Source organism: Streptomyces sp. NPDC029122, assembly GCF_055569445.1.
The window spans coordinates 26943-50847 of sequence record NZ_JBVHWK010000024.1 but is presented as its reverse complement, the minus strand read 5'-3'; the positions used below and the strand labels follow the sequence as shown (position 1 = coordinate 50847).

Sequence of the window (23905 nt, the reverse complement as noted above, 5' to 3'; positions counted from 1 at the left end):
GCCGTCCCCCTCCCGTGCTCTGTTTCTCCCTCCCCTCCCCCCCCCCCTCCTCCTCCCCCCTCCCCCCCCCCTCCCTCCCCCCGCCCCCCCCCCCCCCCCCCCCCCCCCCCCCACGTCGTTGTGCCCGGAAGAGAGGCCTGAAAGCGAGCGACAGGGGTTCCCATGGGCCGCGTGGTACTGGAGCGTTTTCCGGCGGGAAGTCCGAGGGGGAGCTGGCCCGCCGAGGAGTACGCGGCGCAGCGGACGCGCGAGGGCGTGCCGGCGGAGGTGGTGATGGACCTGGCCAGTGATGCCTTCCTGGTCGTGATCCGGCAACGGGAGGCGCATTCCGGTCACTGATCGGCGCCGGGCGCGTCCGGTGGCCGCACGCCCCTTGGCCTCGTCGCCCCGCGGCCGCACACTGGCCCGATGACGCAGCGTGTGGACCTGGCGACCGTGATGGACCGTCTCGCCATCGACGAGGTGGTCTCGGGGTACGCGGTGGCCGTCGACGACGGGGACTGGGACGCCTACCGCGCCCTGTTCACGCCCGGCGGACGGGCCGACTACAGCTCGGCCGGCGGGGTCGCGGGCCCGGCCGCGGAGGTCGCCGGCTGGCTCGCGCGGACCATGGAGCTCTTCCCGGTGCGCCAGCACCTGATCGTGAACCGGCTGATCCGGCTGGAGGACCGGGGCGGCTACCCCGGGGACTCGGCGCGGGTCCGGGCGGACTTCCTCAACCCGATGCGGCGGGCCGGTGCCGGCGACCGCGGCACGTCCCCCGACTTCGTCGCCGCCGGGCGGTACGCCTTCTCGCTCGCCCGCACCCCGGACGGCTGGCGGCTCACGCAGGTCACGGTCCACGAGAAGTGGCGTCACGCAGCGGCCTGAGGCCGCGCCCGGCCGAGGGCGGTCCCACACTGGAAGCGGAGGCGCGTCATGCTGCTCGCGAAGCGGACCCGACGGTGGCGTGCGGCGGGCGCCGTGGCCGCCGGGGCGCTGCCCTGTCTCGCCTTTCCGGCGCCGGGGCTGTGGTGGTTCGCGTACGTCGCCCTCCTTCCGTGGATGCTGCTGCTGCGCTCCGCGCCCACCGGGCGGCGGGCCGCGTGGGAGGGCTGGCTGGGGGGTGCGGGGTTCATCGTGGCGGTGCACCACTGGCTGCTGCCGAGCCTGCACGTGTTCCTGATCCCCGTCGCCGTGCTGCTGGGGCTGCTCTGGGTGCCCTGGGCCCTGCTGGTGCGGGAGTTGCTCGGCGCAGTGCCGGGTCCGCGGCGGGCGGCGGCCGGGCTGGTCCTCGTACCGGCGGGGTGGCTGCTGTCGGAGCTGGCCCGGTCCTGGCAGGGGCTGGGCGGGCCGTGGGGGCTGCTGGGGGCGAGTCAGTGGCAGGTCCCGCCGGCACTGCGGCTGGCCTCGGTGGGCGGGGTGTGGCTGGTGAGCCTGCTGGTGGTTGCGGTGAACTGTGCGGTGGTACTGCTGGTCGCGGCGCCGCGGGCGCGGGTTCCGGCGGTGGCCTCGCTGGCGGGGGGTGCGGTGCTCACGGGGGTGGTGTGGCTGTGGCTGCCGCGCCCGGAGGTTTCGGGCGGGGTGCGCGTGGCCGTCGTACAGCCGGGGCCGGTGGGCGGGGCGGACAGCGCGGAGCGGCGGTTCGCGGTGGAGGAGGGGCTGACGCGGACCCTGGCGGGCGCCCGGCCGGACCTGGTGGTGTGGGGAGAGAGCGGCGTCGGCGCGGACCTGGCGGCGCGGCCCGACCTGTCCCGGCGGCTGGCGGCCCTGTCCGCGGAGCTCGGTGCCCCGCTGCTGGTCAACGTGGACGCCCGGCGCTCGGACCGGCCCGGGATCTACAAGAGTTCGGTGCTGGTCGGCCCGGAAGGCCCCACCGGCGACCGGTACGACAAGATGCGGCTGGTCCCCTTCGGCGAGTACGTACCGGCCCGCTCGGTGCTGGGCTGGGCCACCTCGGTCGGCAGGGCGGCGGGCGAGGACCGGATGCGCGGCGCGGCCCCCGTGGTCATGAACCTGCCCGGCGGGGTGCGGCTGGGTCCGCTGGTGTGCTTCGAGTCGGCATTTCCCGACATGAGCCGGCACCTGGTCCGCGAGGGCGCCGGGGTGCTCGTCGCGCAGTCGGCGACCTCGACCTTCCAGGACAGCTGGGCACCGGCCCAGCACGCCTCCCTGGCGGCCCTGCGCGCCGCCGAGACGGGCCGCCCGGTGGTGCACGCGACCCTGACCGGGGTCAGCGCCGTCCACGGGCCGTCCGGCGAGCGGATCGGGGCCGCCCTGCCCACCTCGGCGAGCACGGCGGTCGCGTACGAGGTGCCGCTCGCCCGCGGCACGACCCTCTTCGTCCGCTTCGGGAACTGGCCGGCGGGCGCCTGCCTGGCCGCGCTGGCGCTGTACTGGGCGGCCGGGGCGGTGCGGGCGGTCAGGCGGCCGGGGAGGTCTGCTCCAGAGCCGTCAGCACCACCCGCTCGCACAGCTCGTGGGTGAGCAGGGCGTCCCGGGCGCTGAGCACCTTGCCGGCCGCCACCGCCTCCAGGAAGGTGTCCACGACCTGCTCGATCCCGCGCTGGCGCGCCACGGAGACCCAGTCCCCGCGGCGGCGCACGGTGGGCTGGCCACGGTGGTCGACGACCTCGGCGAGGTTGACGACCTGGCGCTTGGAGTCCTGGCCCGACACCTCCAGGACCTCCTCGGCCGACCCGGACCGCCGGTTCATGATGCCCAGGGCGGTGAAGCCGTCGCCGGACATCTGGAGCACCACCTGCGACATCAGTCCCTCGCGCACCACGGCCCGTACGTCGATGTGGTCGGCCTCTCCCGGGAGCAGGAAGCGCAGGGTGTCGACGACGTGGATGAAGTCGTCGAGGACCAGGGTGCGGGGGTCCTCGGGGAGCCCGACCCGGTTCTTCTGCATGACGATCAGGTCGCGCGGGTGGTCGGCGCACAGCGTGTAGCCGGGCGCGTGGCGGCGGTTGAAGCCGACGAAGAGGCTCACCCCGCGCTCCTCGGCACGCTCGACCAGGCGCCGGGAGTCCGCCAGCTCGTAGGCCAGCGGCTTGTCCACGTAGGTCGCCACACCCGCTTCCAGCAGCCGCTCCACGATCTGCGGGTGGGTGTCCGTCGGGGCGTGCACGAAGGCGGCGTCGAGGCCCTCGGCGAGCAGTGAGTCCAGCGTGGTGTGGCGGTGCTCCGGCGGGACGCGGTGGACGTCTCCGATGCGCGCGAGGGTGGCCGGGGTGCGGGTCTGCAGGTGCAGCTCCAGCCCGGGCCGGGTGGTGAGGACGGGCAGGTACGCCTTCTGCGCGATGTCGCCGAGTCCGATGACGCCGACCTTCACCAGGAGCCTCCTGTGTGTGCCTTGGGTACGGCCGCAGCTTAATCCCTGGTGGGAGGCGGCGCGTTCGTCCAGGATGTGGACCATGACGTCGAACGGACCGCACCGCCCCGAACCCTCCACCACCGCCGGCGAGCGCGAGATGCTGGAGGGCTGGCTCGACTACCACCGCTCCACCCTGGCCTGGAAGTGCGAGGGGCTCTCCGAGGAACAGTTGCGCCTCACCCCGCTCCGGCCCTCCGCGCTCAGTCTGCTGGGCCTCGTACGGCACATGGCGGAGGTGGAGCGGTACTGGTTCCGGGAGATCACCCTCGGCGAGGACCTGCCCGAGCTGTACAGCACCCGCGAAAACGTGGACGGGGACTTCGAGTTCACCGACGGGGACACCTGGGCCTCGGCCGAGCAGGTCTGGCGGACCGAGACCGATCTGGCGCGGCGGGCGGCGGCGGGCCGCTCCCTGGACGCGGTGTCGGACGCCGCCAGCCACCACCGCGGCGAGGTCTTCAGCCTGCGCTGGGTCTACACCCACATGATCGAGGAGTACGCCCGTCACAACGGGCACGCGGACCTGCTGCGCGAGCACATCGACGGCGCCACCGGCGAATAGCGCTGCCCGCCGGTCACCCCTCCGCGTCACCCGTGCGGGGTGAATATCGGCTCCGGATTTTCGCAACGGGGTCGCCGCACAGCAGAGTTGCACGGGTGCACCCCACCCGAACCTCGACGAAGCTCCTCCTCGGAGCCGCCTGTGCCGTCTCGGCCGTCTCCGGCTGCGTGAACGTGAACCCCTCCCCCGGCGGGCCGCCGCCCCGGCACGAGCCGCGCGGCGGGCCGGGGGCGCTGCCCGTGGTCGTCCAGGCGCCCGCTCTGGAGGCGCTGAGTGCGGTACCCGGGGAGGGCGCGCGTCCGTCGGCCCCGACGGCCGCGGGGCGGGGCTCGGCGCGCACCGTACCGGGGCCGCGTACGGAGGCCCGGGAGGCCGCCCCGGCCCCACCCGCGGTACCCGACATCCCGGAGCCGGCCGAGCCGCCGGGGCGCGCCCAGGGCGGCGCGGCGGGCCGTCCGCACGCCCCGGGGCGGGAGGGGCGGCTGCCGCCCGGGCTGGTGCGGAAGCTGCCGGTCCGGCCCGCCGACGTGTGCGCGCTGGGCCGTCGGCACGGGGACTGGGATCCGGACGGTCCGGAGGCCCGGATCTGCGCGGGCGTCGAGGGCGGCTGAAGCGGACGCGGCCCCCTGCGGCCGCCACGCCCCGTGCGGGCGCTACGCCTGCCCGGGGAAGGGGCGGGGCCCCGGGCCCCCCTCGGCCTCCAGTCGGCGCTCCAGGCGGGCGATGGCGGCCCGCACGCCGTTGCCGTACCCGTCGTCGGACAGCCCTCGGGTGGCGGCCCGGGCCCGCGCGAGGTGGGCCCGGGCCTCTTCGGGCCGGCGCAGTTTGGCGTAGTCGGCCGCGAGGCTGAGGTGCAGCGACGGGTAGAACCCCCGCACGGCGGGGTGCGGGTCGGCGCGCCCGGGGGGCGTCTCCCCCGGCCGCTCGCCGAGCCCGTCGGCGGCGGTCAGCGCCCGCAGGTCCCAGGCCAGTTCGTCGGCGGGGTCGTCCTGCGCGTCGGCCAGGTAGTGCGCGAGCGTGCAGCGGTGCAGGGAGTCGCCCTCCTCGCCGATCTCGGACCAGATCTCGCCGAGCCGGTTGCGGGCCTCCTCGCGGTCTCCGGCGTGCAGCAGGATGACGGCCTGGCCGATCCTGGTCATGACGGCGTCCTCCGACGCCTCCTGCTGCTGCTCCGTCAACGGGGCCTCCGGCTCGCTCCGCCGGACCGGGTCCGGTCCGATCATCAAGAAGCTAACCGGCGGCACCGGATCTGGCGCCGAGGCGCGGTGTGGTGTCAGCCCAGGTCCGGGATCCGCCAGTCGATCGGCTCATGGCCCTGGGCGGCGACGGCCTCGTTGATCTGCGTGAAGGGACGGGAGCCGAAGAACTTCTTCGCCGACAGCGGCGAGGGGTGGGCGCCCTTGACGATCACGTGCCGCTCCTCGTCGATGAGCGGGATCTTCTTCTGGGCGTAGGCGCCCCAGAGCACGAAGACGACCGGGTCGGAGCGATCGGACACGGCCCGGATCACGGCGTCGGTGAACTTCTCCCAGCCCTTGCCCTTGTGCGAGTTGGGCTCGGCCTCGCGGACGGTGAGGACGGCGTTGAGCAGCAGGACGCCCTGCTCGGCCCACGGCATCAGGTACCCGTTGTCCGGGACCGGCAGGCCGAGCTCCTCCTTCATCTCCTTGTAGATGTTGCGCAGGGAGGGCGGGGTCTTCACCCCGGGGCGCACGGAGAAGCACAGACCGTGTCCCTGGCCGGCGCCGTGGTACGGGTCCTGGCCGAGGACCAGGACCTTCACCTTGTCGAACGGCGTGGCCTCCAGGGCCGCGAAGACCTGCTCGCGGGGCGGGTAGACCGGCCCGTTCGCCCGCTCCTTCTCGACGAACTCGGTGAGTTCCTTGAAGTAGGGCTGGTCCAGCTCCCCGCCGAGGACGGGGAGCCAGGACTCGGGCAGCATCTGGGTCACGTCGACAACCTCCGGTACAAGTTCGTGCAACTGCTCTGAACCTACCGGGGACCACTGACAACGCCGCCATCCGGGCGCCCCGCCGGAATCACCAGCTGGTCTTGCGGTACAGCTCCCACATCTGCATGGCGGTCTGCGGGTCCAGTGCCCGCTCGGCGCCGGCGATGTCCTCGCGCGCGCCGACGTACAGCTTGCCCTGCCACAGCGGCAGCAGCCGGACGTCCTGGGCGAAGATCTGCTGGGCCGCCTCGAACTCCCTGACGCCCGCCGAGCGGTCGCCCTCGCGGCGGGACTTGGGGAGCAGCTCGTTCACGATCTGCGCCGGCTCGTACGGGGTGCCGACCGCGTTCTCCTTGCCGACGAACGGCGCGATGAAGTTGTCGGGGTCCGGGAAGTCCGGGAACCAGCCTCGGCCGAAGACCGGGTACTGGCCGCTCTTGTAGCCCTCCTGGAAGGCCTTCCACGGCTGGCCGCGCAGGTTGATCTTGAAGAGGTCGCTCTCGTCGAGCTGCCGCTTGATCTCGGTGAACTCGTCCGCGGTGGAGGCGCCGTAGCGGTCCGTGGTGTACCAGAAGGTCAGCTCCACCTTCTGGGTGATCCCCGCGGCCGTGAGGATCTTCTTGGCCTTGGCCACGTCGGGGTTGCCGTACATGTCGTAGAAGGGCGTCCTGTGGCCCACGACGCCCTTGGGGACCATCGAGTAGAGCGGCTCGGCGGTGCCCTGGTAGACCTTCGAGACGATCGCGCCCCGGTCGATGACCTGGGCGATCGCCTGGCGCACGGCCTGCTTGTTGACCTGCGGGTCGTTCGGGTTGAAGACCAGGTAGCGGATCTCGGCGCCGACGTTCTCCACGACCTGGACGCCGAGGGCCTGCGAGGCGGGGGTCTGGAGGTCCTTGATCTCCGGGGCGGAGAGGCCGCGGTAGGTGGCGTCGATCTCCTTGCCCTTGAGGGCGGCGACCATCTTCTTGGAGTCGGTGAAGTAGCGGATCGTCACGCCGTCGTTGCGGCGGTTGGCGAAGCCGGTGTAGCTCTCGTTGCGGCCGAGGACCGCCTCGCCGCCCTCGGTGTACGAGGTGAGGACGTAGGGGCCGGAGCCGGTGACCTTCCCGTCGGTGCGGATCTTCCCGGCCGGGTAGTCCTTCGGCGCGACCAGGGAGGCGGCCGGCGAGCCCAGCACGTACGGGAAGGTCGCGTCGGGGGTCTTCAGGTGGAAGACGACCGTGAGCGCGTCCGGCGCCTCGATCTTGTCCAGGGTGTTGAAGAGACCGGCGGGACCGACCTTGTGGTTGATCGTCTTGATCCGGTCGAGGGAGTGCTTGACCGCCTTGGCGTCGAGCGGCTCGCCGTTGGAGAACTTCAGGCCCTTGCGCAGGGTGCAGCGGTAGGCCGTGTTCGCCGAGTCGGTGAACTCACATCCCTGGGCCGCGTCCGGCTGGGGCTTGGTGCTGCCCGTCGGGAAGGCCAGCAGGGTCTGGTAGACGTTGCGGTACAGCTCCCAGGAGCCGTCCCAGGCCGCAGCGGGGTCGAGGGTGCTGGGCGCGCTCGTCGTGCCTACGGTGATCCTCTTCGCGGTTTCGCCGTCGTCGTCCGAGAACAGGCCGCATCCGGCGAGCAGGGATATGGACGCAACGGCCGCAGCGATCTGCAGGCATCTGGTCCGGTTGAACACGTGCACGCTCCTCGATCAGCCAGGGGTGCGGCAGACCCTACCGCAGAGCCTCACAAATCCAATGGGCAGGTTTCGTGAGGCACTTGACCGATTTCGTGCCAGTTCGACACGCATTTGCCTCCCATCAGGAGGCAAATGCGTCCGGATATCGGTCAATGAACCCCGGCATTGAGGAACATTCCCCCGTCGACGACGAGGGTTTGCCCTGTGATCCATTCCGCTTGTGCAGATGTCAGGAACGCGGCGGCCCCGCCGATGTCCTCCGGAACCCCGAGCCGGCCGAGCGGATAGGCGGCCGCCGCCTCCTGCTCCCGGCCCTCGTAGAGCGCCTGCGCGAACTTCGTCCTGACCACCGCCGGGGCGATGGCGTTGACCCGCACGCCCGGCGCCATCTCGTGAGCCAGCTGGAGGGTCAGGTTGATCATCGCGGCCTTGCTCATCCCGTACGCCCCGATGAAGGGCGAGGCCGAGACCCCGGCGATGGAGGCGATGTTCACGATCGCCCCGCCGTGGTCCTTCTGCCAGGCGTGCCAGGTCCGCTGGGCGAAGCCCAGGGCGGAGATCACATTGGTCTCGAAGACCTTGCGCGCCACCCCCAGGTCCAGGTCCGCGATCGGCCCGAAGACCGGGTTGGTGCCCGCGTTGTTCACCAGGAAGTCGACGCGGCCGAAGACCTCCATCGCACGCTCGACGGCGAGGGCCTGGTGGGCCTCGTCGTGCGCCTTCCCGGCCACTCCGATCACCCGGTCCGCACCGAGCCGCTCCGCGGCCTCCTTGAGCGCGTCCTCGTTGCGCCCGGTGATCACGACCCGGTCGCCCCGGGCCACCAGGGCCTCGGCGATCCCGTAGCCGATGCCCCGGCTCGCACCGGTGACCAGGGCCACCTTGCCGCTGTCGACGCGGCCGGTGTCCCCGCCGCCGTTGCCGTTGTCGATGCCGTTGTCCGTCATGACGTACGCCCGCCTCTCGTGGAACCGTCAGTTGAGCGGGCCGCCGGCCACGTACAGGACCTGGCCGGAGACGAAGCCCGCGTCCTCGCCGGTGAAGAAGGCGATGGCGCCCGCGATGTCCTCCGGGCGGCCCACGCGCTGCACCGGGATCTGGGAGGCGGCGGCCTGCTGGAACTCCTCGAAGCCCATGCCGACGCGGGCCGCGGTCTGCGCCGTCATCTCGGTCACGATGAAGCCCGGGGCGACGGCGTTGGCGGTGATGCCGAACTTGCCGAGCTCGATCGCCAGGGTCTTCGTGAAGCCCTGGAGACCCGCCTTGGCGGCCGCGTAGTTGGCCTGGCCGCGGTTGCCGAGCGCCGAGCTGCTGGAGAGGTTCACGACACGGCCGAACTTGGCCTCCACCATGTACTTCTGACAGGCCCTCGCCATCAGGAACGCGCCGCGCAGGTGCACGTTCATGACGGTGTCCCAGTCGGTGTCGCTCATCTTGAAGAGCAGGTTGTCGCGGAGCACGCCGGCGTTGTTGACGAGGATCGTCGGGGCGCCGAGCGTGCTCGCGACCCGCTCCACGGCCGCCTCCACCTGGGCGGCGTCGGAGACGTCGCAGCCGACCGCCAGGGCCTTGCCGCCGGCCGCCGTGATCGCCTCGACGGTGTCCTTGCAGGCCGCCTCGTCCAGGTCGAGTACGGCGACCGCACGGCCTTCGGCCGCCAGACGGATGGCGGTGGCCGCGCCGATGCCCCGGGCCGCCCCGGTCACGATCGCGACGCGCTGCTCGGTGGTGGACATGCTGGTTCTCCTCGCCCTTGAGAGACGGCCGCCCGAAGGTGAGCAACCGCTTAGTAGCTTCAGCTGAGGAGACGCTAGGAGCCCTGACACCCCGTGTCAACGGCCCCCGGCGGCAGCGGCGCGGGCCCGCCCCGGAATCAGCGGACCAGCAGGTCCAGGAGCCGTTCCAGCTCGGCGGCGGGATCGGCCGTCAGGCCGGTGTGCACCGGCCCCGGCTGCACCACCGTGCTGCGGGGGGCGATCAGCCACCGGAACCGGCGCCCCGCGTCGTCGCCCGCCGCCTGGCCCGCCTCCTCGCCGCCGGCGCACAGCCCCTCGACCCCGCGCAGCGCGGCGCGTACTCCGGCCACGTCGGCCCCGGGGTCGAGCGCGAGGAGTTTCGCCTCGTCGAGGTGGGTGCGCGCGGCGACGTAGGAGTGCGCCCGGCAGTAGACGATCACACCGGCGTTGAAGCACTCACCGCGCTCCATCCGGGGCACCACGCGCACCAGCGCGTATTCGAACACGTCCCGCTTGGTCACTCGTCGCCGCTCTTCTGCTTGTTCTGGTCCGACTGGGGAGGGAGGCGCTCGGCGAGCCAGCCCGGCGGACCGGACCGCTGCCTGACCTCCGCCTCCATGGTGATCCTCTCGTGGATCGTGGCCGCACGCGGCACCAGCGCCTCCACGTAGGCGCGGCGCACCGCGTCGGTGGAGTCGAAGCCGGGTTCGTCCACCAGCCATTCGTCGGGGACGTCGGCGGTGACCTCGGTGAGCAGCTCCTCGGTGACCAGCGGGGCCAGCTCGGCGGCGGCCGCCGCGATGTCCGGGCCGACGGGGGCCAGGACGTGGTCGGAGGCGTTGTAGGGCTTGGCGGCGGCGGCCTGGGCGGTGGGCCAGTTGTGGTGCCAGATCATCGTGGCGCCGTGGTCGATGAGCCACAGTTCCCCGTGCCAGACCAGCATGTTCGGATTGCGCCAGGACCGGTCGACGTTGTTGATCAGTGCGTCGAACCAGACGACGCGTCCCGCCTCGAGCGGGTCGGCCCGGTACGCGAGGGGGTCGAAGCCGATCGAGCCGGGCAGGTAGTCCATGCCGAGGTTGAGCCCGCCGCTGGCCTTGAGCAGTTCCTGGACCTCCTGGTCGGGCTCGGCGAGCCCGATGACGGGGTCGAGCTGCATCTGCACCAGCCGCGGGACGCGCAGCCCCAGCCGCTGGGCGAGGCGCCCGCAGACGACTTCGGCGACCAGGGTCTTGCGTCCCTGGCCGGCTCCGGTGAATTTCATGACGTACGTACCGAGATCGTCGGCCTCGACGATCCCCGGGAGCGAGCCGCCCTCGCGCAAGGGCGTGACATAGCGGGTCGCGATCACTTCTGTGAGCATTTTCCCAGGCTAGCGGGCGGACGCGCTTCACCATCCAAGGATTTTCCCGGACGGCTGCTTCCCGCAGGAGGCCCCGCTCGCTGACGGCGGCCAGCGAGAGGGTGGAGGATGAGGCGGACGCCGGAGGTCCCGCACACTCGGCCCGCCCGGGCGCCCGTAGCCGTACCTCCGGCCCCTCGTCCGCCTTCAGGGCGCGGTGCTCTGGGTGGTGACGAGATCGAACAGTGCCGGCAGACCGCCCTCTGCCACCGCTCGCCGCTGCCGGTCGGCGGCCGTGCCGTCCCGCAGCAACCGGTGGACGAGGGAGGTCACCTGCCGGGTGTCGCCGGCCTCCTCCAGGGCGGCCCCGATGTGGCGCATGAGGAGGCCGATGGCCTCCCGGGCGCCGTGGCGCGCCCCGTCGGGCCGTACCAGGGGGCCGCTCAGGCCGTGCCGGGCGGCTTGCCACGTTGCCGCCTGGAGCAGCTCTTGAGGGCACTCCGGCAGGGGCGCCTCGGCTTTCGCCTCCTCGACGGCGGTCGCCACGAGCGCTCGTACGATGCCCGCGAACATCGCCGCGTCGTCGGCGCGCAGCTGGACGTCGGCACACCTGATCTCGAGGGTCGGGTACGTCTCCGACAGCCTGGCGTGCCAGTACAACTGCCTGTTGTCCGCGATGACACCCGAGTCCACCAGGGCGGCGACGCGCCGGTCGTAGTCGGTGATGCCGGCGAAGACCGGCGGTGGGCCGCTCACCGGCCACCGCCCGAAGACGAGCGTGCGCCAGCTCGCGAAGCCGGTGTCGCGCCCGTCCCACAGAGGGGAATTGGCCGACATCGCCAGCAGCGTCGGCAGCCAGACGCGGATGCGGTTGAGTACCTCGATGCCCATGGCCCGGTCCGGGACCCCGGCATGGACGTGCATGCCGTTGATCAGCTGTTCGTCCACGAGGAGGGGGGCTTGACCGCGCATCTCCAGGTAGCGCGTCTTGCGGGTGACGGGCACCGGCGCGTCGGCCCGGACCGGCGCCGCCCCGGTCAGGGCCACCCGGCAGCCGACCCGCTCGGCGGCGGAGCCGACGGCGTGCCGCAGGCGCAGGAGGTGACCGCCGACCTCGGCGAGGTCGGTGCACACGGGAGTGGCGACCTCGACCTGGGCCTGGAGGAGCTCCGCCTGGACTTCGCCCTCATCGGTGACGGGGTCAAGGCCCGCGGCCGCGCGCACCGCGTCGTGCTTCGGCACCGGGAGGCCCGTGTCCGGGTCCACCAGCAAATACTCTTCCTCGACTCCGACTGTGATCACCTGGGCGAGTATTTCAGCCTTCGACCGATACCGCCGTTCGGGACGTGTTCCGGGGTGGCGTGCGGCATGGGGGCTCGCTTGTTCTCCCCCGGCGGGAACGAAGATCGAACGCGCTCGCATAGCGGGCGCGGCGGCGGGCAGGCGCTCACCATGTCGAGCGCCTGTTCGGCCGGAGTCGCGGGACGCGGGCCGTCAGTGCACGGGAGTGAAGGTTCATGGTTGAGGTGCTCCGGACCCCAGCCGTGCGGGTGCCCGCAGGGATGCGGCGCCCCCGCGGTCAGCGTCCACCGAGGGGTTGCGCATGTGTGGCTTGAGTGGAGAAGTTCGTTTCGACGGCGGGCGGGCCGACATCGCCGCGGTCGAACGCATGACCGATCGGATGGAAGAGCGCGGACCCGACGGCAGAGGCGTGTGGTCACAGGGCCCGGTGGCGCTGGGCCACCGGCGATTGAAGATCATCGACCTGTCGGAGAGCGGCGCCCAGCCGATGACGGACCCGCAGCTGGGCATCACGGGCGTCTTCAACGGCTGCGTCTACAACTACCGGGAGCTGCGCGGACGGCTCGAAGGGCTCGGGCACCGCTTCTTCTCCGAATCCGACACGGAAGTGCTCCTCAAGGCATACGGAGAGTGGGGGCACGCCTGCGTCCGGCAACTGGTGGGCATGTTCGCCTTCGCGGTGGTGGAGCACCACACCGGCCGCGTGGTGCTGGGCCGTGACCGGCTCGGCATCAAGCCGCTGTACCTCACCGAGGACGGCGACCGCCTCCGCTTCGCTTCCTCCCTGCCCGCCCTGCTGGCGGGCGGCGGGGTGGACACGTCCTTCGACCCGGTGGCGCTGCACCAGTACCTGAGCTGGCACGGCACCGTCGTGGCGCCCCGGACCGTGCTCTCCGGCGTACGCAAACTGCCGCAGGCCACCGTCCGCGTCGTCGAGCGGGACGGCACGTACCGCGACCACTGCTACTGGCAGCCGTCGTACACCCGCCGCGCCGAGTTCGGCAGCGATCCGGCGCTCTGGCGGGAAGCCGTGCACGAGGCCCTGCGCACCGCCGTGCGGCGTCGCATGGTCGCCGACGTACCGGTGGGCGTCCTGCTGTCCGGCGGACTGGACTCCAGTCTGATCGTGGCCCTGCTCGCGGAGGAGGGGCAGCGCGACCTGGCCACCTTCGCCATGGGCTTCGAAGCGGAGAGCGGGGAGGAGGGCGACGAATTCCGGTACTCGGACCTGGTCGCCCGCCGGTTCTCGACCGACCACCACCAGTTCATGATCCCCTCCGACCGGCTACCCGCCGCGCTGGAGGACGCGATCTCCGCCATGAGCGAGCCCATGGTCAGCCATGACTCCGTGGCGTTCCACCTGCTGGCCGAACAGGTCACCAAGGACGTCAAGGTGGTGCTGTGCGGACAGGGCGCGGACGAGGTGTTCGCCGGTTACCACTGGTACCCGCAGATCGCCGCAGCCGCCCGGGCAGAAGCGCCGGATGCCTACGCGGACGCCTACTTCGACCGCGCGCACGAGGACGTGGCCGCCCTGCTGTCTCCCGACCTGGTCGCCGACCGGGACGCCTCACGCGAGTTCGTCGGCGCCCACATGGCGGTCCCCGGCGCACAGAGCGCTCTCGATGCGGCCCTGCGCCTCGACGTGCACATGCTGATGACCGACGACCCGGTCAAACGGGTCGACAACATGACCATGGCCTGGGGCCTGGAGGCGCGGGTGCCCTTCCTGGACCACGAACTGGTCGAACTGGCCGCCGCCTGCCCGCCGGAGCTCAAGCTGGCGCAGGCGGGCAAGGGCGTGCTCAAGGACATCGGCCGGCAGATCCTTCCCCGCGAGGTCGTGGACCGGCCCAAGGGGTACTTCCCGGTGCCGGCGGTCCGGCACATGGCCGAGCCGGTGCTGACCCGGGTCCGCGAGGCCCTGACCGCCCCCGAAGCGCGCCGACGTGGTCTCTTCGACCCGCGCCGCGTGGACGAGCTGCTCGCGGATCCCGCGCGTCACCGCACGAAACGCGGAGCCAGCACCCTGTGGCAGGTGGCTTCGCTGGAGATCTGGTTGCAGACTCACGGCGTCAACTGACACCGAACGGTGAGAGTCCCCCGGAAGCCTTCGAAGAGGCCCACATGCCCCTGGACCGCTCCTCACGTCAGCACCGTTCCCGACCCGCCGACGCCGCGTCGGCCGTGCCCCCACGGCCGCACGGCGGCGGCGTGGGGCTCCTGCCCGGCACTGCCCGGGAGGCCCCGCCCGCCGCGGCGGCACGTGTGACACACCCGGCCGCGGGACCCACCCCGCCGGACACGGACCGGGCCCCGGCCCCCGCGCCCGGTGCCGTGCCGGATCCGGCACCGGCGCCCGTAGCGGCTCCCGTCCCGGTCCCCCTGGCCGACACGCGTCCGGTGGACCCGCCGACCTCGCTCACCGCCCACGGGTGCTGGTACCCCTCGGCGGACCCCAGCGGTGACCAGGTGGCCTTCATTTGCGACCGGGCCGGTGTGCCGCAGCTCTGGAGCGGCCCCGCGCACGGGGACGAGGCCCACATCCTCGATGCCGACCCCGACCCCGTGACCGAGGTGTCCTGGTCGCCCGACGGCCGCTGGATCGCCTACACCGCCGCGCCGGGAGGCGGCGAACACACCCGCGTGCTGGTCGTACGCCCGGACGGCACCGGCCGGCAGGTGCTCGCCGGCGCCGAGCCGGGAGCTTCCGCGCACCTGGGCTGCTGGACCCGTGACGGGTCCGCCCTGGCCGTCACCGTCGCCCAGCCGGCGGCCGCCGCAGGCGCCCACAGCGGCGCCGGCCACTTGCCGCAGGAAGCCGACTCCGGCTTCCGCGACGGTCCGGCCGCGGGAGCGTGGACCGCACGGGACGGCCATGCGACCCTCCTCGGCGCTCCCGAACGCGGGGCTGCCCGGGGCGCGGTCACGGCGTACGGGACGGGCGGCCTGCCCCTGCTGGCACCCACACCGGCCGCGGTCGCCGAGCTCCCCGCCGGCACGGCGGGAGCCACCGGCGCGGACGCGGGCGGAGGACTGGCCGCCTACCTTCTCGACCCCGAGGGCACGCAGGCGCCCGTCCTGCTGTTCAGCGAGGCGGGCGCCGCCTCGCTGCGCGCCTGCGACATCGGCGCCGAGGGCCGCTTCGTGCTGCTGCGCCGCGGACCGCGAGGGCGTCGCGAAGCCCTCCTCCTCGACCGCGCCTCGGGCCGCGTCACCTTCCGGCTGCCCGTCGCCGACGGAGACCCCTGGATCGGCCGGCTCTCCCCCGACTCGCGGAGCCTGTGGCTGCGCAGCGACGCGGACCGCGAGTTCGCCGCGCTCCTCCGGGCCCGGCTCGACGAGGACGGAACGGCACAAGCCCTGTCGGTGGCCGCGGAGCGGACGGAGACCGCGCTCGACCTGCTGAGCCTGCCCGACCACGGGCGCTGGGCCCTGCTGGCCTGGAACGTGCACGGCGCCAGCGAGCTGGAGACCGTCGGCCTGCCGGGCAGCGACGGCGACAGCGGCCTGGGCCCCCACCACCGGCCGGTACTGCCCCACGAGGTGGTGACCCGCATGGTGCCGGTCGGACGCGGCGGACTGTTCGCCGCCCTGTCCGGCTCGCTTCGCCGACCCGGGATCTGGGCGCTGTCGGGCGGCTTCCCCCCGGTCCGCACCGGCTGGACGGCGCGCGACGAGGACGCGGCGCCGCCCGGGCGGCCCCCCGTCCGCCCCGTGCCCCTGCGCTGCCGGGCACGGGACGGGCTGCTGCTCGGCGGCTGGTACTACCGGGCACCCGAACGCGACCCCGCCCGGCCTGGCCCGTGCGTCATCCACCTGCACGGGGGCCCCGAGGAACAGGAGCGGCCGGTGTTCGATCCGCTCTACCACGAGATCCTCGGGCGGGGCATGGACGTGTTCGCCCCCGACGTCCGCGGCTCCTCGGGCTGGGGGCGGTCCTTCGTGGACGCCGACCTCGGCACCGGGCGGTTCGCGGCCATCGAGGACGTCGCCGACTGCGCCGCACACGTGGTCGCCCTCGGATACGCGGATCCCCTGCGGCTGGCGGTGATGGGCCGCTCGTACGGCGGCTACCTCACCATGGCCTCGCTGGTCTGGCACCCCGAGCTCTTCCGCACCGGCGTCGCCGTCTGCGGCATGTCCGACCTCGCCACCTTCTTCGCCGGCACCGAGCCGTGGATCGCCCAGTCCGCCGCCCACAAGTACGGTCATCCCGAGCACGACCGGGACCTCCTGCGCGCGCTGTCCCCGATGAACCGCATCGACCAGCTGCGCGCACCCGTACTGGCCGTCCACGGCGAGCACGACACGAACGTGCCCCCGACGGAATCGGAGCAGTTCGTCCGCGCCGCACGCGGCCACGGGGTGCCGGCCGAGCTGCTGACCCTGCGCAACGAGGGCCACGAGTTCCTGCGGGCGGACAACCGCCGCCTCTACCGGCGGGCCGCCGCAGACTGGCTGGAACAACACCTCGTTCCCGCCGCCCGGCCAAGCCCCGGCTGAGCACGCGCGGCCACGGGCCGGGGCTGGTCGATGACTCGGCTTGATGAGTTCAACGCGTGTCCGCGGAGGGGCCGGGTAGGCGCCGCTCAGCAGCCCCACTGCTGCGATCAGGACGAGGTGGACGACGGCCCGAGCGGGCGGAACGAGGCGGTTCGATGGGGACACTCCAAGGTCTGCGGTCCCACGGGGGGCACCTGTGTGCGATGGTCGGGTTCGCCGGTTACGCAGCGGGTTGGACCGCACTGCAGCGCCGCATCGGCCGACCCCGTCCGGCTCCCGCCGGCCCCTGGGATCTTGCGCTCATGGCAACTGCCACCTTCCGGCTCAGCCGCCTCATCAGCAAGGCCACGGTGACGCGGCCCGTGCGTGCCCCGTTCACTCGGGTGGACGGCGCGGGCGCTGCGGCAGAACTCAACGAATCCCCGCGCGAGGAGCCGGGCCGCCGGACACTGGGTGAGCTGATCAGTTGCCCGTTCTGCCTGAGCGTGTGGATCGTGGCCACCTTCACGGGCGCTCAGGCCATATGGCCGCGGGCCACCCGCACCGTAACCGGCGCCCTGGCCGCTCTGGCCGTCTCGGACGCCCTTCAGTTCGGGCATTGTGCTCTGTCCAAGCGAGCGGAGCATTGACCTGTTCGCTGCTTCGGACATCGGGCCGCGGGGGTCATCGTCGGCGGAGAGGACGAGCAGTACGAAGCGGTTCGAGGTGCTGGCAAGGAGATCGCATGGACGCTCATGTACAAGGCCGGTCCGAGAGGCAACACGTCCGCGTCGTGGTCGTCGGCGAGCGCCGCGCCGAACTGGCGCTCCGCGGCGAGGTGACCGGGGCGGTTGCCCGGGAGATCGAGGAAGCGCTGCTCGATCCGGCACTGCGGGACACCGGCGAGTGGGTGTTCGACCTCAGCGAGGTCGAACGGCTGGATGCGATCTGCGCGTACGCGCTCGTCCGCCCCCTGCTGATGACGAACTCGTCCGACGGGGTGCGCGTCCGCGGTGCCGCCAAGCAGGTGCGCCGGGCCCTGCACCAGACCGGCGCGGACCATCTGATCACGTTCGAGGATTGAGCGGCTCCCCGCGAAGCACCGACCTCGCGGGGAGCATCCGGCTGGTCAAGCCCGGGCGGGCCGGCAGCCGGGAGCGGGTCCCGGTCTCACCGGCTGGTGATCTCGATGCGGTGGGGCCTTCCGCCTTCCGCCCGCTCGCCTGGGGATGCGCACGGTGAGCACGCCGTGGGACAGGTCGGCACTGATGCGGTCGGCGTCCGCGTCGGCGGGCAGGCTCATCCGGTAGTCGAACTGTCCGACCCTGCGGGTCTGCCGGCGCACGACGCCGGTGCGTTCCTTCTCCTTGGTCTCGCCATGGACGGCCAGCTCCCCGCCCAGGACCTCCACGGTCACCTCGTCCTCGCGCAGCCCGGGCAGTTCGAGTTCGACCACGTAGGCGTCGTCGGTTTCCTCGACGTCGTCCGCGGGCTGCCACGCGGCGTCCCGTACCAGTCCGCCACCTCCCGGGACGGCCGAAGCCCACAGCTGCCCCATCCTCTGATAGAGGTCCTCGAACTCGCGCCACCTCTTCTCTGTCCGTACACCTGCTCTTCCTGACTTCTCGCCGCGCGACGACGGGTGCAAACCCCGTGTGTTCAGCCCGGGGGCCGGTCGAGTTTCCGCCGCACTTGAAACTTCATGCGGTTTGTTCTACGCAGAAATCGAATGGCCTTGGACCCCGTCCGAGGCCTGATGGAGGCGAGTAAAAATGCGCGGAGTGGACGTGGACACCGGTCCGCCTCTGGGTGTGGGAGGCGTGGCCTTCGAGGCCGCCGCGTTCTCCGTGCCGCAGGGCAGTCTGCTGGTGCTCTACACCGACGGCCTGGTCGAAGCCCGAGGCCGTGACATCGGCGCCGGCCTCGAGCAGCTGGGGGCGGCGCTCAACCGCCCCGCGCCCGCGCCGCGCCCACGACCTGGAGGAGCGCGGACGCGGCCTGCTCCTGGTCAGCCGCCTCTCCAAACGCTGGGGCACGCGCCACCACACGACCGGCAAGACCGTCTGGGCCGAGCAGTCCCGGCCGAGCGCACGGCCCGGGCCCGACACCCCTGGCTCCCCGCCGACGGCATGAAGGCCATGCATGTGGCGCCGGAGGAGTGGAGGGCCGGGCCACGCTCAGACCGCCGCCGATTCCCTTCCCGCCGTGGCCGCGGGAGGTGCGGTGTTCCCCACCGTGCTGCGGAAGGCGGCCATGCAGCGGGCGCAGTAGCGTTCCGCCGTCCCTTCCGACATGAGCGCGGCGACCGTCGACCCTTGCGGCAGCGAGTAGCCGCAGAGGGTGGCCGTGGTCTGCCCCTTGGCGAGGACGTGCCACAGCATTTCCGATCGTTCGGGGGCGAACTCGGCTCGCATTTCGTACATGGGCCGTTCCCTTCCTGCCGTGGTGGCCGCGAGAACGGCCGTCCCTGACCATGTGAGCGCCCCTGCTCCAAAGAGGCCAACGGGCGTGGGCCATCAGGGGGACATCGGCCTTCCGCGGGTTTACCGGAGATCGCCGGACGCCATGCCCCCGCCCCGTGCCGGATGCGCGCTGAGCTGCTGTTCCACACGCCACGGACCTCATGAGCCGCGTCGCCGGTCTTCCGGCGGACGGTGAGGGACCGTATGCAGCCCGGCACAGCGCCCTCGTCGGTTTCCGCCGCATGATCCAGCGGCGGGCCGAGCACCAACGGGCCGCCACCGGCCGCACGGAAACTCTGACGCCGCCCCTCCGGTAGGCGGCACGTCAGCCTGGAACGAGGTGCTGCGGGACGTGCGGTTCGAGGGCGCTCAGCGCCTGTCGGGGGTCGGGGTCCGAGACGGCCAGCCGGCTGAAGGGAGCCGAAGCACCGAGTTCCACGCACAGGACCGGCCCGTCGGCACGGATGACCACAAAGTCCTTCAGCTCTCCCACGTGCCGCACTCCGGCACATCGCCGCGCCGGGATCCAGGTCCCCCTGCCACCGGTGCCCCGCAGCGCACGCCACCAGTCGGGCTGAACGTACACGCGGCGCAGCGCGGAGAGCGGGACGCGTACCCCGCGGGAGTGCGTGAGGAGCCTCTCCCACCACGACAGGCACACGACGATCTCGGTGCCCCGCACGACCATCCGCGCCATGGGAGGAATCCTTTCGCCGAGTCGGCCGGAGGCGGTCCCCGGTGCCGTTCCGGACGGACCCCCTACCGGAGATCCTCGCCCAGGAGGACACCACCCGGGTGCGGCCCGTGGAGGAATCCGCGGGGCAGGTGCCCTCAGGCGCCCCGGGCAACCGGTTCGGACCGGGCGTGGCCGTGCCATTCGCACAGCAGGACAGTGGCGTCGTCGCCGAGCCGGCCGTCATGGTGCAGGAGGACGGCCCGGACCAGGCGGCGCAGGGTTTCGGGGACGGGCAGGGCAGCGGCCTGCTGGTGGATGATGAATTCGACGAAGCGGTCGAGCCCGAACTCACGGCCCGACCGGTCGCGCGCCTCGGTGATGCCGTCGGTGTAGAGGACGAGGCGGTCACCGGGTTCCAGATGTTCCCGGTGGACGTGCGCCGGCAGGGCGAGATTGGTACCCAAGGGGTGGCTCGGCGGGCGTTCCAGTGTGCTGGTCCAGCGGCCGTCACGGATGAGGATCGGGGCGGGATGTCCGCAGTTGATCCAGGACAGCAGCCCCCCGTTCAGATCGAGGTCGGCCAGGATGGCGGTCGCGTACCGGTCGCTGGCGAACTGCTCCATCAGCATGGCTTCGATGCCGTCGCGGGCTTGGCTCAGGCTGGCGCCCTGGCGGCGCTGGTTGCGGCAGGTGGCCATGGCGAGGTTCGCCGTCAAGCCGGCGGCCGTGTCGTGGCCCATGGCGTCGAACACGGCGAGGTGGGCGACATCGGCGGCCAGCGCGTAGTCGAAGGCGTCCCCCGCGGTCGCGTAGGCGGGTTCCATGGCGGCGGAGATCGTCACCCGGGGGCTGGCGAACGTGCGCGGGGGCATCAGCGTCCACTGCATCTCCGCCGAGACCGACATCGGCTCCAGACGGGTGAGCCGGGCGTAGGAGTCGCTGTGCGAGCGGCTGCTCACCAGCATCATGCCGACGAGCGAGGCGAGGTCTCCCATGGCGTCCAGCGCATCGTGGTCGGCCTTCCCGCGCGTGGTGACGGTGAGAACGCCCAGTCGCTCGGTGCCGTCCAGGAGCGGAAGCCAGTGCTGGGGGCCGGTCTCGTCGCTGCCGACGAGATGCCGAAGGCTTTGGAAGGCCCGCCCGGCCAGCGTCCCGTCCACCCGTAGGCTCTCTCCGCCGCGGCCGGCGTCGAGTCCCTCACCGGTCACCTGACGGAGGATGTCCTCGCGCAGGTCGCAGACGTAGATGCGCACCCTCTCGAAGCCGGCCTGCGAGGCGAGCCGCGCCACCAGGGCGGGGAGCCGTTCGAAGGTGGTCAGGTGACTTGCCCTGAGCAGACCCGCAAGCATGAGGCTGTAGGAGTCGGACACTGACCCTCCGGCGATCGGCATGGGAAGCCCCTCTTCCTCATCATCACCGCCACCGGGGCGACGAGCGAACAGAGCGGCGGCGACTGCTCGGGGGTTTCCTCGGACGTGTCCCCTCCCCTCGGGCTTTCGGGCCACTGTCCTTCAGGCCGGCGCGACGCGTGCCTGTACCGGATGCATCGTGCGCATGAAAAGGGAACGGTAAGGGGCCGGAAACAACGGCCGGCCTATATGCCGTGGAACAGCCAGGCCATGAGGCGGTCGAACGGGTCTTCATGCGGCCGTGGGACCACCGGGAATGCGACCGGACGAGGATTGGCCGCGGCTTGTGGATATGACCGTTCCGCCGCGTCTGCCGTGCGCCTCACCCGCACGGGGATGCGTACCGGATGGCCGGCCGCGTGCGGCCGCTGACGGCGTTCGGCGTCGTAGGCGGATCGTCGCAGCGGATCGTGCAGGGTCCGGTAGGCGTCGATGACCTCGGTCAGTTCCGCAGCGACCGTCGGCCCCGGACGGGCGTCCGGGTGCAGGGCACGGATCAGCGCGCGGTAGGCGCTGGTGATCTCTTCGGGCGACGCCTCCGCCGGGAGTCCGAGGACGGCGTAATGATCGCGCGGTGCACGAGATCCGCCCATTTTCCTCACCCCCGGAACAGCCGGAGCGGGCCCCTCTTCCACCCGTGATAAAGCCCGGCGGGGACGTTGTCAAGGTAACCGCCGATGGGGGTATTCGCCGCCTGGTGAGCAGGCCGAAGCCGCTCAGCGGCCCTCCTCGACGCCGATCAGCCGATCTCGAGCCCCGCCGGATCGGCCCGGGAAGCGGGCGGAGCCCACCGCGTGAGGAGGGCTCCGGCCGTGGTGATGGACGCCACGAGCGCGAGGGAGTTGCGGATCACCTCGGCGGTGCAGGACGCGGGCACTCCGGCGATGGCGTCGGACGGGACCACGACCCGGTAGCCGAGGTTCACCGCGTCGAAGACGGTGTTCGGGATCGCGATGTTCGAGGAGACCCCGGTGACGACGAGGGTGCGGACGCCGAGGTTGCGGAGCAGGGCGTCCAGGTCGGTGCCGGCCATCGGGGAGAGTCCGTGCAGCCGGCGGACCACGAGGTCCTGGCCGGCGACGGTGATGGGTGCGGCGACCCGCACCGCGTCGCTGCCGGTCAGCTGCTGTACGGGCAGTTTCGCGGCGGCCCGGAAGAGCCGCGCGTTGGCGTTGGCCCCGAGCCCGTCGGGCCGGCGCTCGGCGATCGCGTGGACCACCTGTACGCCGGCTCCGCGCGCGGCGTCGACGAGCGCGGCCACCCGGTCCAGCATGCCGGAGTCGCGGGCCTCCCTGGCGAGTTCCGGCAGGGCGCTCGTCTCGCCCACGACACCGTTCTGGCACTCGACGGTGAGCAGCGCGGTGGTGGCTGGATCGAGTTCCGGCATGACTCCCCCTGGTGCGGCGACGGAAGAGCGCGCATGATTCCTGACACATAGCCAGATGTGAAGGGATGTAGGACGGATGGACGAGACGGGCGCGCGGACGGTGCAGCGGCGGGGCCGGCGCATCATGATGAGCGACGAGGAGGTGGACGCGTTCCTGCGCGAGCAGCGCACCTGCCGGGTGGCCACGGTCTCCCCGGACGGGAGCCCGCACGTCGGCGCGCTGTGGTTCGCCTGGGACGGCACCTCGCTGTGGCTGTACTCGATCACCCGCAGCCGCCGCTGGTCCGACCTGCGGGCCGACCCGCGGATCTCGGTGGTGGTGGACGCCGGCGAGGAGTACGGAGAACTGCGCGGGGTCGAGCTGTCCGGCCGCGCCGTCTTCGTGGGCGAGGCGCCGCGCACCGGCGAACCCTGCCCGGAGCTGCTGGAGCCGGAACGGATCTTCCCCGTCAAGAACTTCGGGATCGAGGAGATGCCGCACGACGGCCGGCACGCCTGGATCCGGCTGACGCCGCAATCGGTGGTGTCCTGGGACTTCCGCAAGATCTGAGCCGCGCCTCGACGATCAATTCCAAGGGGCCAGTGATCGTAGGAGGACGTACTGGGCGGGTTCGTGTTCGAAGTAACGGCCTTTGCAGTTCTTCGCTGATCAGTGTCCGGCCGGCGCGGGCGGCGACGAGGTGCGGTCCGGCGGCGATCAGGTCCAGCGGGGTTTCCCGCTCGTCGGCCTTGGCTCCGGCCAGAGCGAGGAAGCTCCCGCCGGTAGGGTCGGCTTGAGGACGGTGTCACCTGGGGGGACTGATGACAGCAGCGGATGCGGTGCCCATGGTCTTCGTTCACGGAACGCGCTTCAGCGCGGGACAGTGGAGCATGCAGCTTGCCGCACTCCGGGACGAGTTCCCGGTAGTCGCCGTCGACCTGCCTGGCCACGGAGAGCGCTCGGCTCAGCCCTGGAGCCTGAGCACTGCGACGGAGATCATCGCTTCCGCGGTGGACTCGCTCAACCGCGGGCCGGCTCTGGTCGTCGGGCACTCGCTCGGCGGATATGCCTCGCTGGAGTTCGCGCGGCGCTGTCCGGAACAACTGCGCGGGCTGGTCCTCGCGGGAGCCAGCGCCTCCTCCCGCGGCCTCCGGGCAGTGCCCTATCGGTGCGCCGCCAGGCTGGTCCCTCGCATACCAGCCGATCGCCTGGCCCGGTGGAACGACCGGTTGCTTCGGCGGCTCTACCCGCGGGAAGTGGTGGAGGCGACCATCCGTTGCGGCTACGCCTTCCATACCTTGCCAGCGGCCTGGAACGAAGTACTCGGACGCTTCGACGCGGGTGCGATGCGTTATGTGAAGGCTCCGGTCCTCATCCTGAACGGCGAGAAGGACGCCGTCTTCCGCGCCGAGGAGGCGGCCTTCGCCCGCGCGCATCCGCACGCTCGCGTCGAATTGATCCCGCGGGCACGACACCTCGCGAACTTCGACGACCCAGACGCCTTCACTGACGCTGTCCGCCGCTTCGCCCGCCAGCTCCCTGCCGTCAGCTGAGCACACCACAGCCGGGATCATCCGGCG

At 72.2% G+C, this 23905-nt stretch carries 27 protein-coding genes and 1 pseudogene; 13 read left to right on the top strand and 15 right to left on the bottom strand.

The window, feature by feature from the left end; genetic code table 11:
* Window positions 1-162 precede the first annotated feature (162 nt).
* The 3 genes from ACZ4WZ_RS25090 (at window position 163) to lnt (ending at window position 2466) form a co-directional block, all read left to right on the top strand.
* Window positions 163-339 (top strand): hypothetical protein, encoded by a 177-nt coding sequence (locus tag ACZ4WZ_RS25090; RefSeq protein ID WP_362456231.1) that lies wholly within the window; start codon window positions 163-165, stop codon window positions 337-339.
* Between the two features lie 69 nt (window positions 340-408).
* A complete protein-coding gene (locus tag ACZ4WZ_RS25085; RefSeq protein ID WP_467893602.1) occupies window positions 409-870 on the top strand; it encodes a nuclear transport factor 2 family protein in 462 nt (153 codons plus the stop codon).
* A 48-nt stretch (window positions 871-918) separates the two neighbouring features.
* Window positions 919-2466: an apolipoprotein N-acyltransferase gene (gene lnt, locus ACZ4WZ_RS25080; RefSeq protein WP_467893600.1), complete on the top strand. Its 1548-nt coding sequence runs from the start codon at window positions 919-921 to the stop codon at window positions 2464-2466.
* On the opposite strand, the gene ACZ4WZ_RS25075 is transcribed toward lnt, so the two are convergent.
* Window positions 2402-3316, bottom strand: a complete 915-nt coding sequence (locus ACZ4WZ_RS25075) for a Gfo/Idh/MocA family protein (protein ID WP_467893598.1) — start codon at window positions 3314-3316, stop codon at window positions 2402-2404. The genes lnt and ACZ4WZ_RS25075 overlap by 65 nt on opposite strands.
* Window positions 3317-3398: 82 nt before the next feature.
* Here ACZ4WZ_RS25075 and ACZ4WZ_RS25070 point away from each other — a divergent pair, with 82 nt between their 5' ends.
* Together ACZ4WZ_RS25070 and ACZ4WZ_RS25065 are read left to right on the top strand one after the other, a co-directional pair.
* Entirely contained in the window at window positions 3399-3920 is a 522-nt protein-coding gene (locus ACZ4WZ_RS25070; protein ID WP_388945817.1) for a DinB family protein, read from the top strand.
* A 95-nt stretch (window positions 3921-4015) separates the two neighbouring features.
* Window positions 4016-4531 carry a hypothetical protein gene (locus ACZ4WZ_RS25065; RefSeq protein WP_467893596.1) on the top strand — a complete coding sequence of 172 codons (516 nt, stop codon included), beginning with the start codon at window positions 4016-4018 and terminating at the stop codon, window positions 4529-4531.
* Window positions 4532-4573: 42 nt separating this feature from the next.
* Here ACZ4WZ_RS25065 and ACZ4WZ_RS25060 read toward each other — a convergent pair whose 3' ends face one another.
* From ACZ4WZ_RS25060 to ACZ4WZ_RS25025, 8 genes are all read right to left on the bottom strand, one after another.
* A complete protein-coding gene (locus ACZ4WZ_RS25060) occupies window positions 4574-5143 on the bottom strand; it encodes a hypothetical protein (RefSeq protein ID WP_467893595.1) in 570 nt (189 codons plus the stop codon).
* Window positions 5144-5193: 50 nt separating this feature from the next.
* Complete coding sequence (locus tag ACZ4WZ_RS25055) at window positions 5194-5862, bottom strand: uracil-DNA glycosylase (RefSeq protein ID WP_467893723.1); 669 nt, start codon at window positions 5860-5862, stop codon at window positions 5194-5196.
* Between the two features lie 97 nt (window positions 5863-5959).
* On the bottom strand, window positions 5960-7543 hold the full coding sequence (locus ACZ4WZ_RS25050; RefSeq protein WP_467893593.1) for an ABC transporter substrate-binding protein: 1584 nt from the start codon (window positions 7541-7543) through the stop codon (window positions 5960-5962).
* Between the two features lie 152 nt (window positions 7544-7695).
* Complete coding sequence (locus ACZ4WZ_RS25045; RefSeq protein WP_467893592.1) at window positions 7696-8493, bottom strand: SDR family oxidoreductase; 798 nt, start codon at window positions 8491-8493, stop codon at window positions 7696-7698.
* Between the two features lie 27 nt (window positions 8494-8520).
* Window positions 8521-9282 (bottom strand): 3-oxoacyl-ACP reductase FabG, encoded by a 762-nt coding sequence (gene fabG, locus ACZ4WZ_RS25040; protein WP_467893590.1) that lies wholly within the window; start codon window positions 9280-9282, stop codon window positions 8521-8523.
* Between the two features lie 137 nt (window positions 9283-9419).
* Window positions 9420-9803 carry a DUF3037 domain-containing protein gene (locus ACZ4WZ_RS25035; protein WP_361610184.1) on the bottom strand — a complete coding sequence of 128 codons (384 nt, stop codon included), beginning with the start codon at window positions 9801-9803 and terminating at the stop codon, window positions 9420-9422.
* The gene (locus ACZ4WZ_RS25030; RefSeq protein WP_467893589.1) at window positions 9800-10645 is read right to left on the bottom strand and encodes a HipA family kinase; all 846 of its coding nucleotides are present in this window, start codon (window positions 10643-10645) and stop codon (window positions 9800-9802) included. The genes ACZ4WZ_RS25035 and ACZ4WZ_RS25030 overlap by 4 nt, the downstream gene beginning before the upstream one ends.
* A 186-nt stretch (window positions 10646-10831) precedes the next feature.
* The gene (locus ACZ4WZ_RS25025; protein WP_467893588.1) at window positions 10832-11926 is read right to left on the bottom strand and encodes a carboxylate-amine ligase; all 1095 of its coding nucleotides are present in this window, start codon (window positions 11924-11926) and stop codon (window positions 10832-10834) included.
* Window positions 11927-12227: 301 nt separating this feature from the next.
* Here ACZ4WZ_RS25025 and ACZ4WZ_RS25020 point away from each other — a divergent pair, with 301 nt between their 5' ends.
* The 4 genes from ACZ4WZ_RS25020 to ACZ4WZ_RS25005 all read left to right on the top strand — a co-directional run bounded on the left by ACZ4WZ_RS25020 (window position 12228) and on the right by ACZ4WZ_RS25005 (window position 17495).
* Entirely contained in the window at window positions 12228-14009 is a 1782-nt protein-coding gene (locus ACZ4WZ_RS25020; RefSeq protein ID WP_467893586.1) for an N-acetylglutaminylglutamine amidotransferase, read from the top strand.
* Between the two features lie 320 nt (window positions 14010-14329).
* Window positions 14330-16432 carry a S9 family peptidase gene (locus ACZ4WZ_RS25015; protein ID WP_467893584.1) on the top strand — a complete coding sequence of 701 codons (2103 nt, stop codon included), beginning with the start codon at window positions 14330-14332 and terminating at the stop codon, window positions 16430-16432.
* Between the two features lie 302 nt (window positions 16433-16734).
* Window positions 16735-17061 (top strand): DUF1360 domain-containing protein, encoded by a 327-nt coding sequence (locus ACZ4WZ_RS25010; RefSeq protein WP_467893582.1) that lies wholly within the window; start codon window positions 16735-16737, stop codon window positions 17059-17061.
* A gap of 95 nt (window positions 17062-17156) precedes the next feature.
* Window positions 17157-17495, top strand: a complete 339-nt coding sequence (locus tag ACZ4WZ_RS25005) for an STAS domain-containing protein (RefSeq protein ID WP_467893580.1) — start codon at window positions 17157-17159, stop codon at window positions 17493-17495.
* Window positions 17496-17540: 45 nt separating this feature from the next.
* Here the strand turns inward: ACZ4WZ_RS25005 and ACZ4WZ_RS25000 are convergent, their stop codons facing one another.
* Window positions 17541-17969 (bottom strand): Hsp20/alpha crystallin family protein, encoded by a 429-nt coding sequence (locus tag ACZ4WZ_RS25000; protein WP_467893579.1) that lies wholly within the window; start codon window positions 17967-17969, stop codon window positions 17541-17543.
* Between the two features lie 214 nt (window positions 17970-18183).
* Between ACZ4WZ_RS25000 and ACZ4WZ_RS24995 the strand changes: the two are divergent.
* A pseudogene (locus ACZ4WZ_RS24995) lies at window positions 18184-18303 on the top strand (SpoIIE family protein phosphatase); the annotation flags it as partial.
* Between the two features lie 13 nt (window positions 18304-18316).
* A complete protein-coding gene (locus ACZ4WZ_RS24990) occupies window positions 18317-18544 on the top strand; it encodes an ATP-binding protein (RefSeq protein ID WP_467893743.1) in 228 nt (75 codons plus the stop codon).
* 44 nt (window positions 18545-18588) lie between these two features.
* Here ACZ4WZ_RS24990 and ACZ4WZ_RS24985 read toward each other — a convergent pair whose 3' ends face one another.
* The 5 genes from ACZ4WZ_RS24985 to ACZ4WZ_RS24965 form a co-directional block, all read right to left on the bottom strand.
* On the bottom strand, window positions 18589-18834 hold the full coding sequence (locus tag ACZ4WZ_RS24985) for a hypothetical protein (protein WP_467893741.1): 246 nt from the start codon (window positions 18832-18834) through the stop codon (window positions 18589-18591).
* A 364-nt stretch (window positions 18835-19198) separates the two neighbouring features.
* Window positions 19199-19570 carry a hypothetical protein gene (locus ACZ4WZ_RS24980; protein ID WP_467893577.1) on the bottom strand — a complete coding sequence of 124 codons (372 nt, stop codon included), beginning with the start codon at window positions 19568-19570 and terminating at the stop codon, window positions 19199-19201.
* Window positions 19571-19704: 134 nt separating this feature from the next.
* Complete coding sequence (locus ACZ4WZ_RS24975) at window positions 19705-20898, bottom strand: PP2C family protein-serine/threonine phosphatase (protein ID WP_467893721.1); 1194 nt, start codon at window positions 20896-20898, stop codon at window positions 19705-19707.
* A 245-nt stretch (window positions 20899-21143) separates the two neighbouring features.
* Window positions 21144-21551, bottom strand: a complete 408-nt coding sequence (locus ACZ4WZ_RS24970) for a J domain-containing protein (RefSeq protein WP_467893575.1) — start codon at window positions 21549-21551, stop codon at window positions 21144-21146.
* Window positions 21552-21697: 146 nt separating this feature from the next.
* The gene (locus ACZ4WZ_RS24965; protein ID WP_467893574.1) at window positions 21698-22345 is read right to left on the bottom strand and encodes a cysteine hydrolase family protein; all 648 of its coding nucleotides are present in this window, start codon (window positions 22343-22345) and stop codon (window positions 21698-21700) included.
* 76 nt (window positions 22346-22421) lie between these two features.
* Between ACZ4WZ_RS24965 and ACZ4WZ_RS24960 the strand changes: the two genes are divergently transcribed.
* Together ACZ4WZ_RS24960 and ACZ4WZ_RS24955 are read left to right on the top strand one after the other, a co-directional pair.
* Window positions 22422-22895 (top strand): pyridoxamine 5'-phosphate oxidase family protein, encoded by a 474-nt coding sequence (locus tag ACZ4WZ_RS24960; RefSeq protein WP_467893572.1) that lies wholly within the window; start codon window positions 22422-22424, stop codon window positions 22893-22895.
* Window positions 22896-23146: 251 nt separating this feature from the next.
* Window positions 23147-23878, top strand: coding sequence for an alpha/beta fold hydrolase (locus ACZ4WZ_RS24955; RefSeq protein ID WP_467893571.1), 732 nt, complete (start codon window positions 23147-23149; stop codon window positions 23876-23878).
* The last annotated feature ends 27 nt before the right edge of the window (window positions 23879-23905 follow it).

What these genes read in the sequence shown, in the direction of transcription:
- ACZ4WZ_RS25090 (WP_362456231.1), top strand. Translation starts at nt 163, where the DNA reads ATGGGCCGCGTGGTACTGGAGCGTTTTCCGGCGGGAAGTCCGAGGGGG.
- ACZ4WZ_RS25085 (WP_467893602.1), top strand. Translation starts at nt 409, where the DNA reads ATGACGCAGCGTGTGGACCTGGCGACCGTGATGGACCGTCTCGCCATC.
- lnt (WP_467893600.1), top strand. Translation starts at nt 919, where the DNA reads ATGCTGCTCGCGAAGCGGACCCGACGGTGGCGTGCGGCGGGCGCCGTG.
- ACZ4WZ_RS25070 (WP_388945817.1), top strand. Translation starts at nt 3,399, where the DNA reads ATGACGTCGAACGGACCGCACCGCCCCGAACCCTCCACCACCGCCGGC.
- ACZ4WZ_RS25060 (WP_467893595.1), bottom strand. Translation starts at nt 5,143, where the DNA reads ATGATCGGACCGGACCCGGTCCGGCGGAGCGAGCCGGAGGCCCCGTTG.
- ACZ4WZ_RS25055 (WP_467893723.1), bottom strand. Translation starts at nt 5,862, where the DNA reads ATGCTGCCCGAGTCCTGGCTCCCCGTCCTCGGCGGGGAGCTGGACCAG.
- ACZ4WZ_RS25045 (WP_467893592.1), bottom strand. Translation starts at nt 8,493, where the DNA reads ATGACGGACAACGGCATCGACAACGGCAACGGCGGCGGGGACACCGGC.
- fabG (WP_467893590.1), bottom strand. Translation starts at nt 9,282, where the DNA reads ATGTCCACCACCGAGCAGCGCGTCGCGATCGTGACCGGGGCGGCCCGG.
- ACZ4WZ_RS25030 (WP_467893589.1), bottom strand. Translation starts at nt 10,645, where the DNA reads ATGCTCACAGAAGTGATCGCGACCCGCTATGTCACGCCCTTGCGCGAG.
- ACZ4WZ_RS25020 (WP_467893586.1), top strand. Translation starts at nt 12,228, where the DNA reads ATGTGTGGCTTGAGTGGAGAAGTTCGTTTCGACGGCGGGCGGGCCGAC.
- ACZ4WZ_RS25010 (WP_467893582.1), top strand. Translation starts at nt 16,735, where the DNA reads ATGGCAACTGCCACCTTCCGGCTCAGCCGCCTCATCAGCAAGGCCACG.
- ACZ4WZ_RS25005 (WP_467893580.1), top strand. Translation starts at nt 17,157, where the DNA reads ATGGACGCTCATGTACAAGGCCGGTCCGAGAGGCAACACGTCCGCGTC.
- ACZ4WZ_RS25000 (WP_467893579.1), bottom strand. Translation starts at nt 17,969, where the DNA reads ATGGGGCAGCTGTGGGCTTCGGCCGTCCCGGGAGGTGGCGGACTGGTA.
- ACZ4WZ_RS24985 (WP_467893741.1), bottom strand. Translation starts at nt 18,834, where the DNA reads ATGTACGAAATGCGAGCCGAGTTCGCCCCCGAACGATCGGAAATGCTG.
- ACZ4WZ_RS24980 (WP_467893577.1), bottom strand. Translation starts at nt 19,570, where the DNA reads ATGGCGCGGATGGTCGTGCGGGGCACCGAGATCGTCGTGTGCCTGTCG.
- ACZ4WZ_RS24975 (WP_467893721.1), bottom strand. Translation starts at nt 20,898, where the DNA reads ATGCTTGCGGGTCTGCTCAGGGCAAGTCACCTGACCACCTTCGAACGG.
- ACZ4WZ_RS24970 (WP_467893575.1), bottom strand. Translation starts at nt 21,551, where the DNA reads ATGGGCGGATCTCGTGCACCGCGCGATCATTACGCCGTCCTCGGACTC.
- ACZ4WZ_RS24965 (WP_467893574.1), bottom strand. Translation starts at nt 22,345, where the DNA reads ATGCCGGAACTCGATCCAGCCACCACCGCGCTGCTCACCGTCGAGTGC.
- ACZ4WZ_RS24960 (WP_467893572.1), top strand. Translation starts at nt 22,422, where the DNA reads ATGGACGAGACGGGCGCGCGGACGGTGCAGCGGCGGGGCCGGCGCATC.
- ACZ4WZ_RS24955 (WP_467893571.1), top strand. Translation starts at nt 23,147, where the DNA reads ATGACAGCAGCGGATGCGGTGCCCATGGTCTTCGTTCACGGAACGCGC.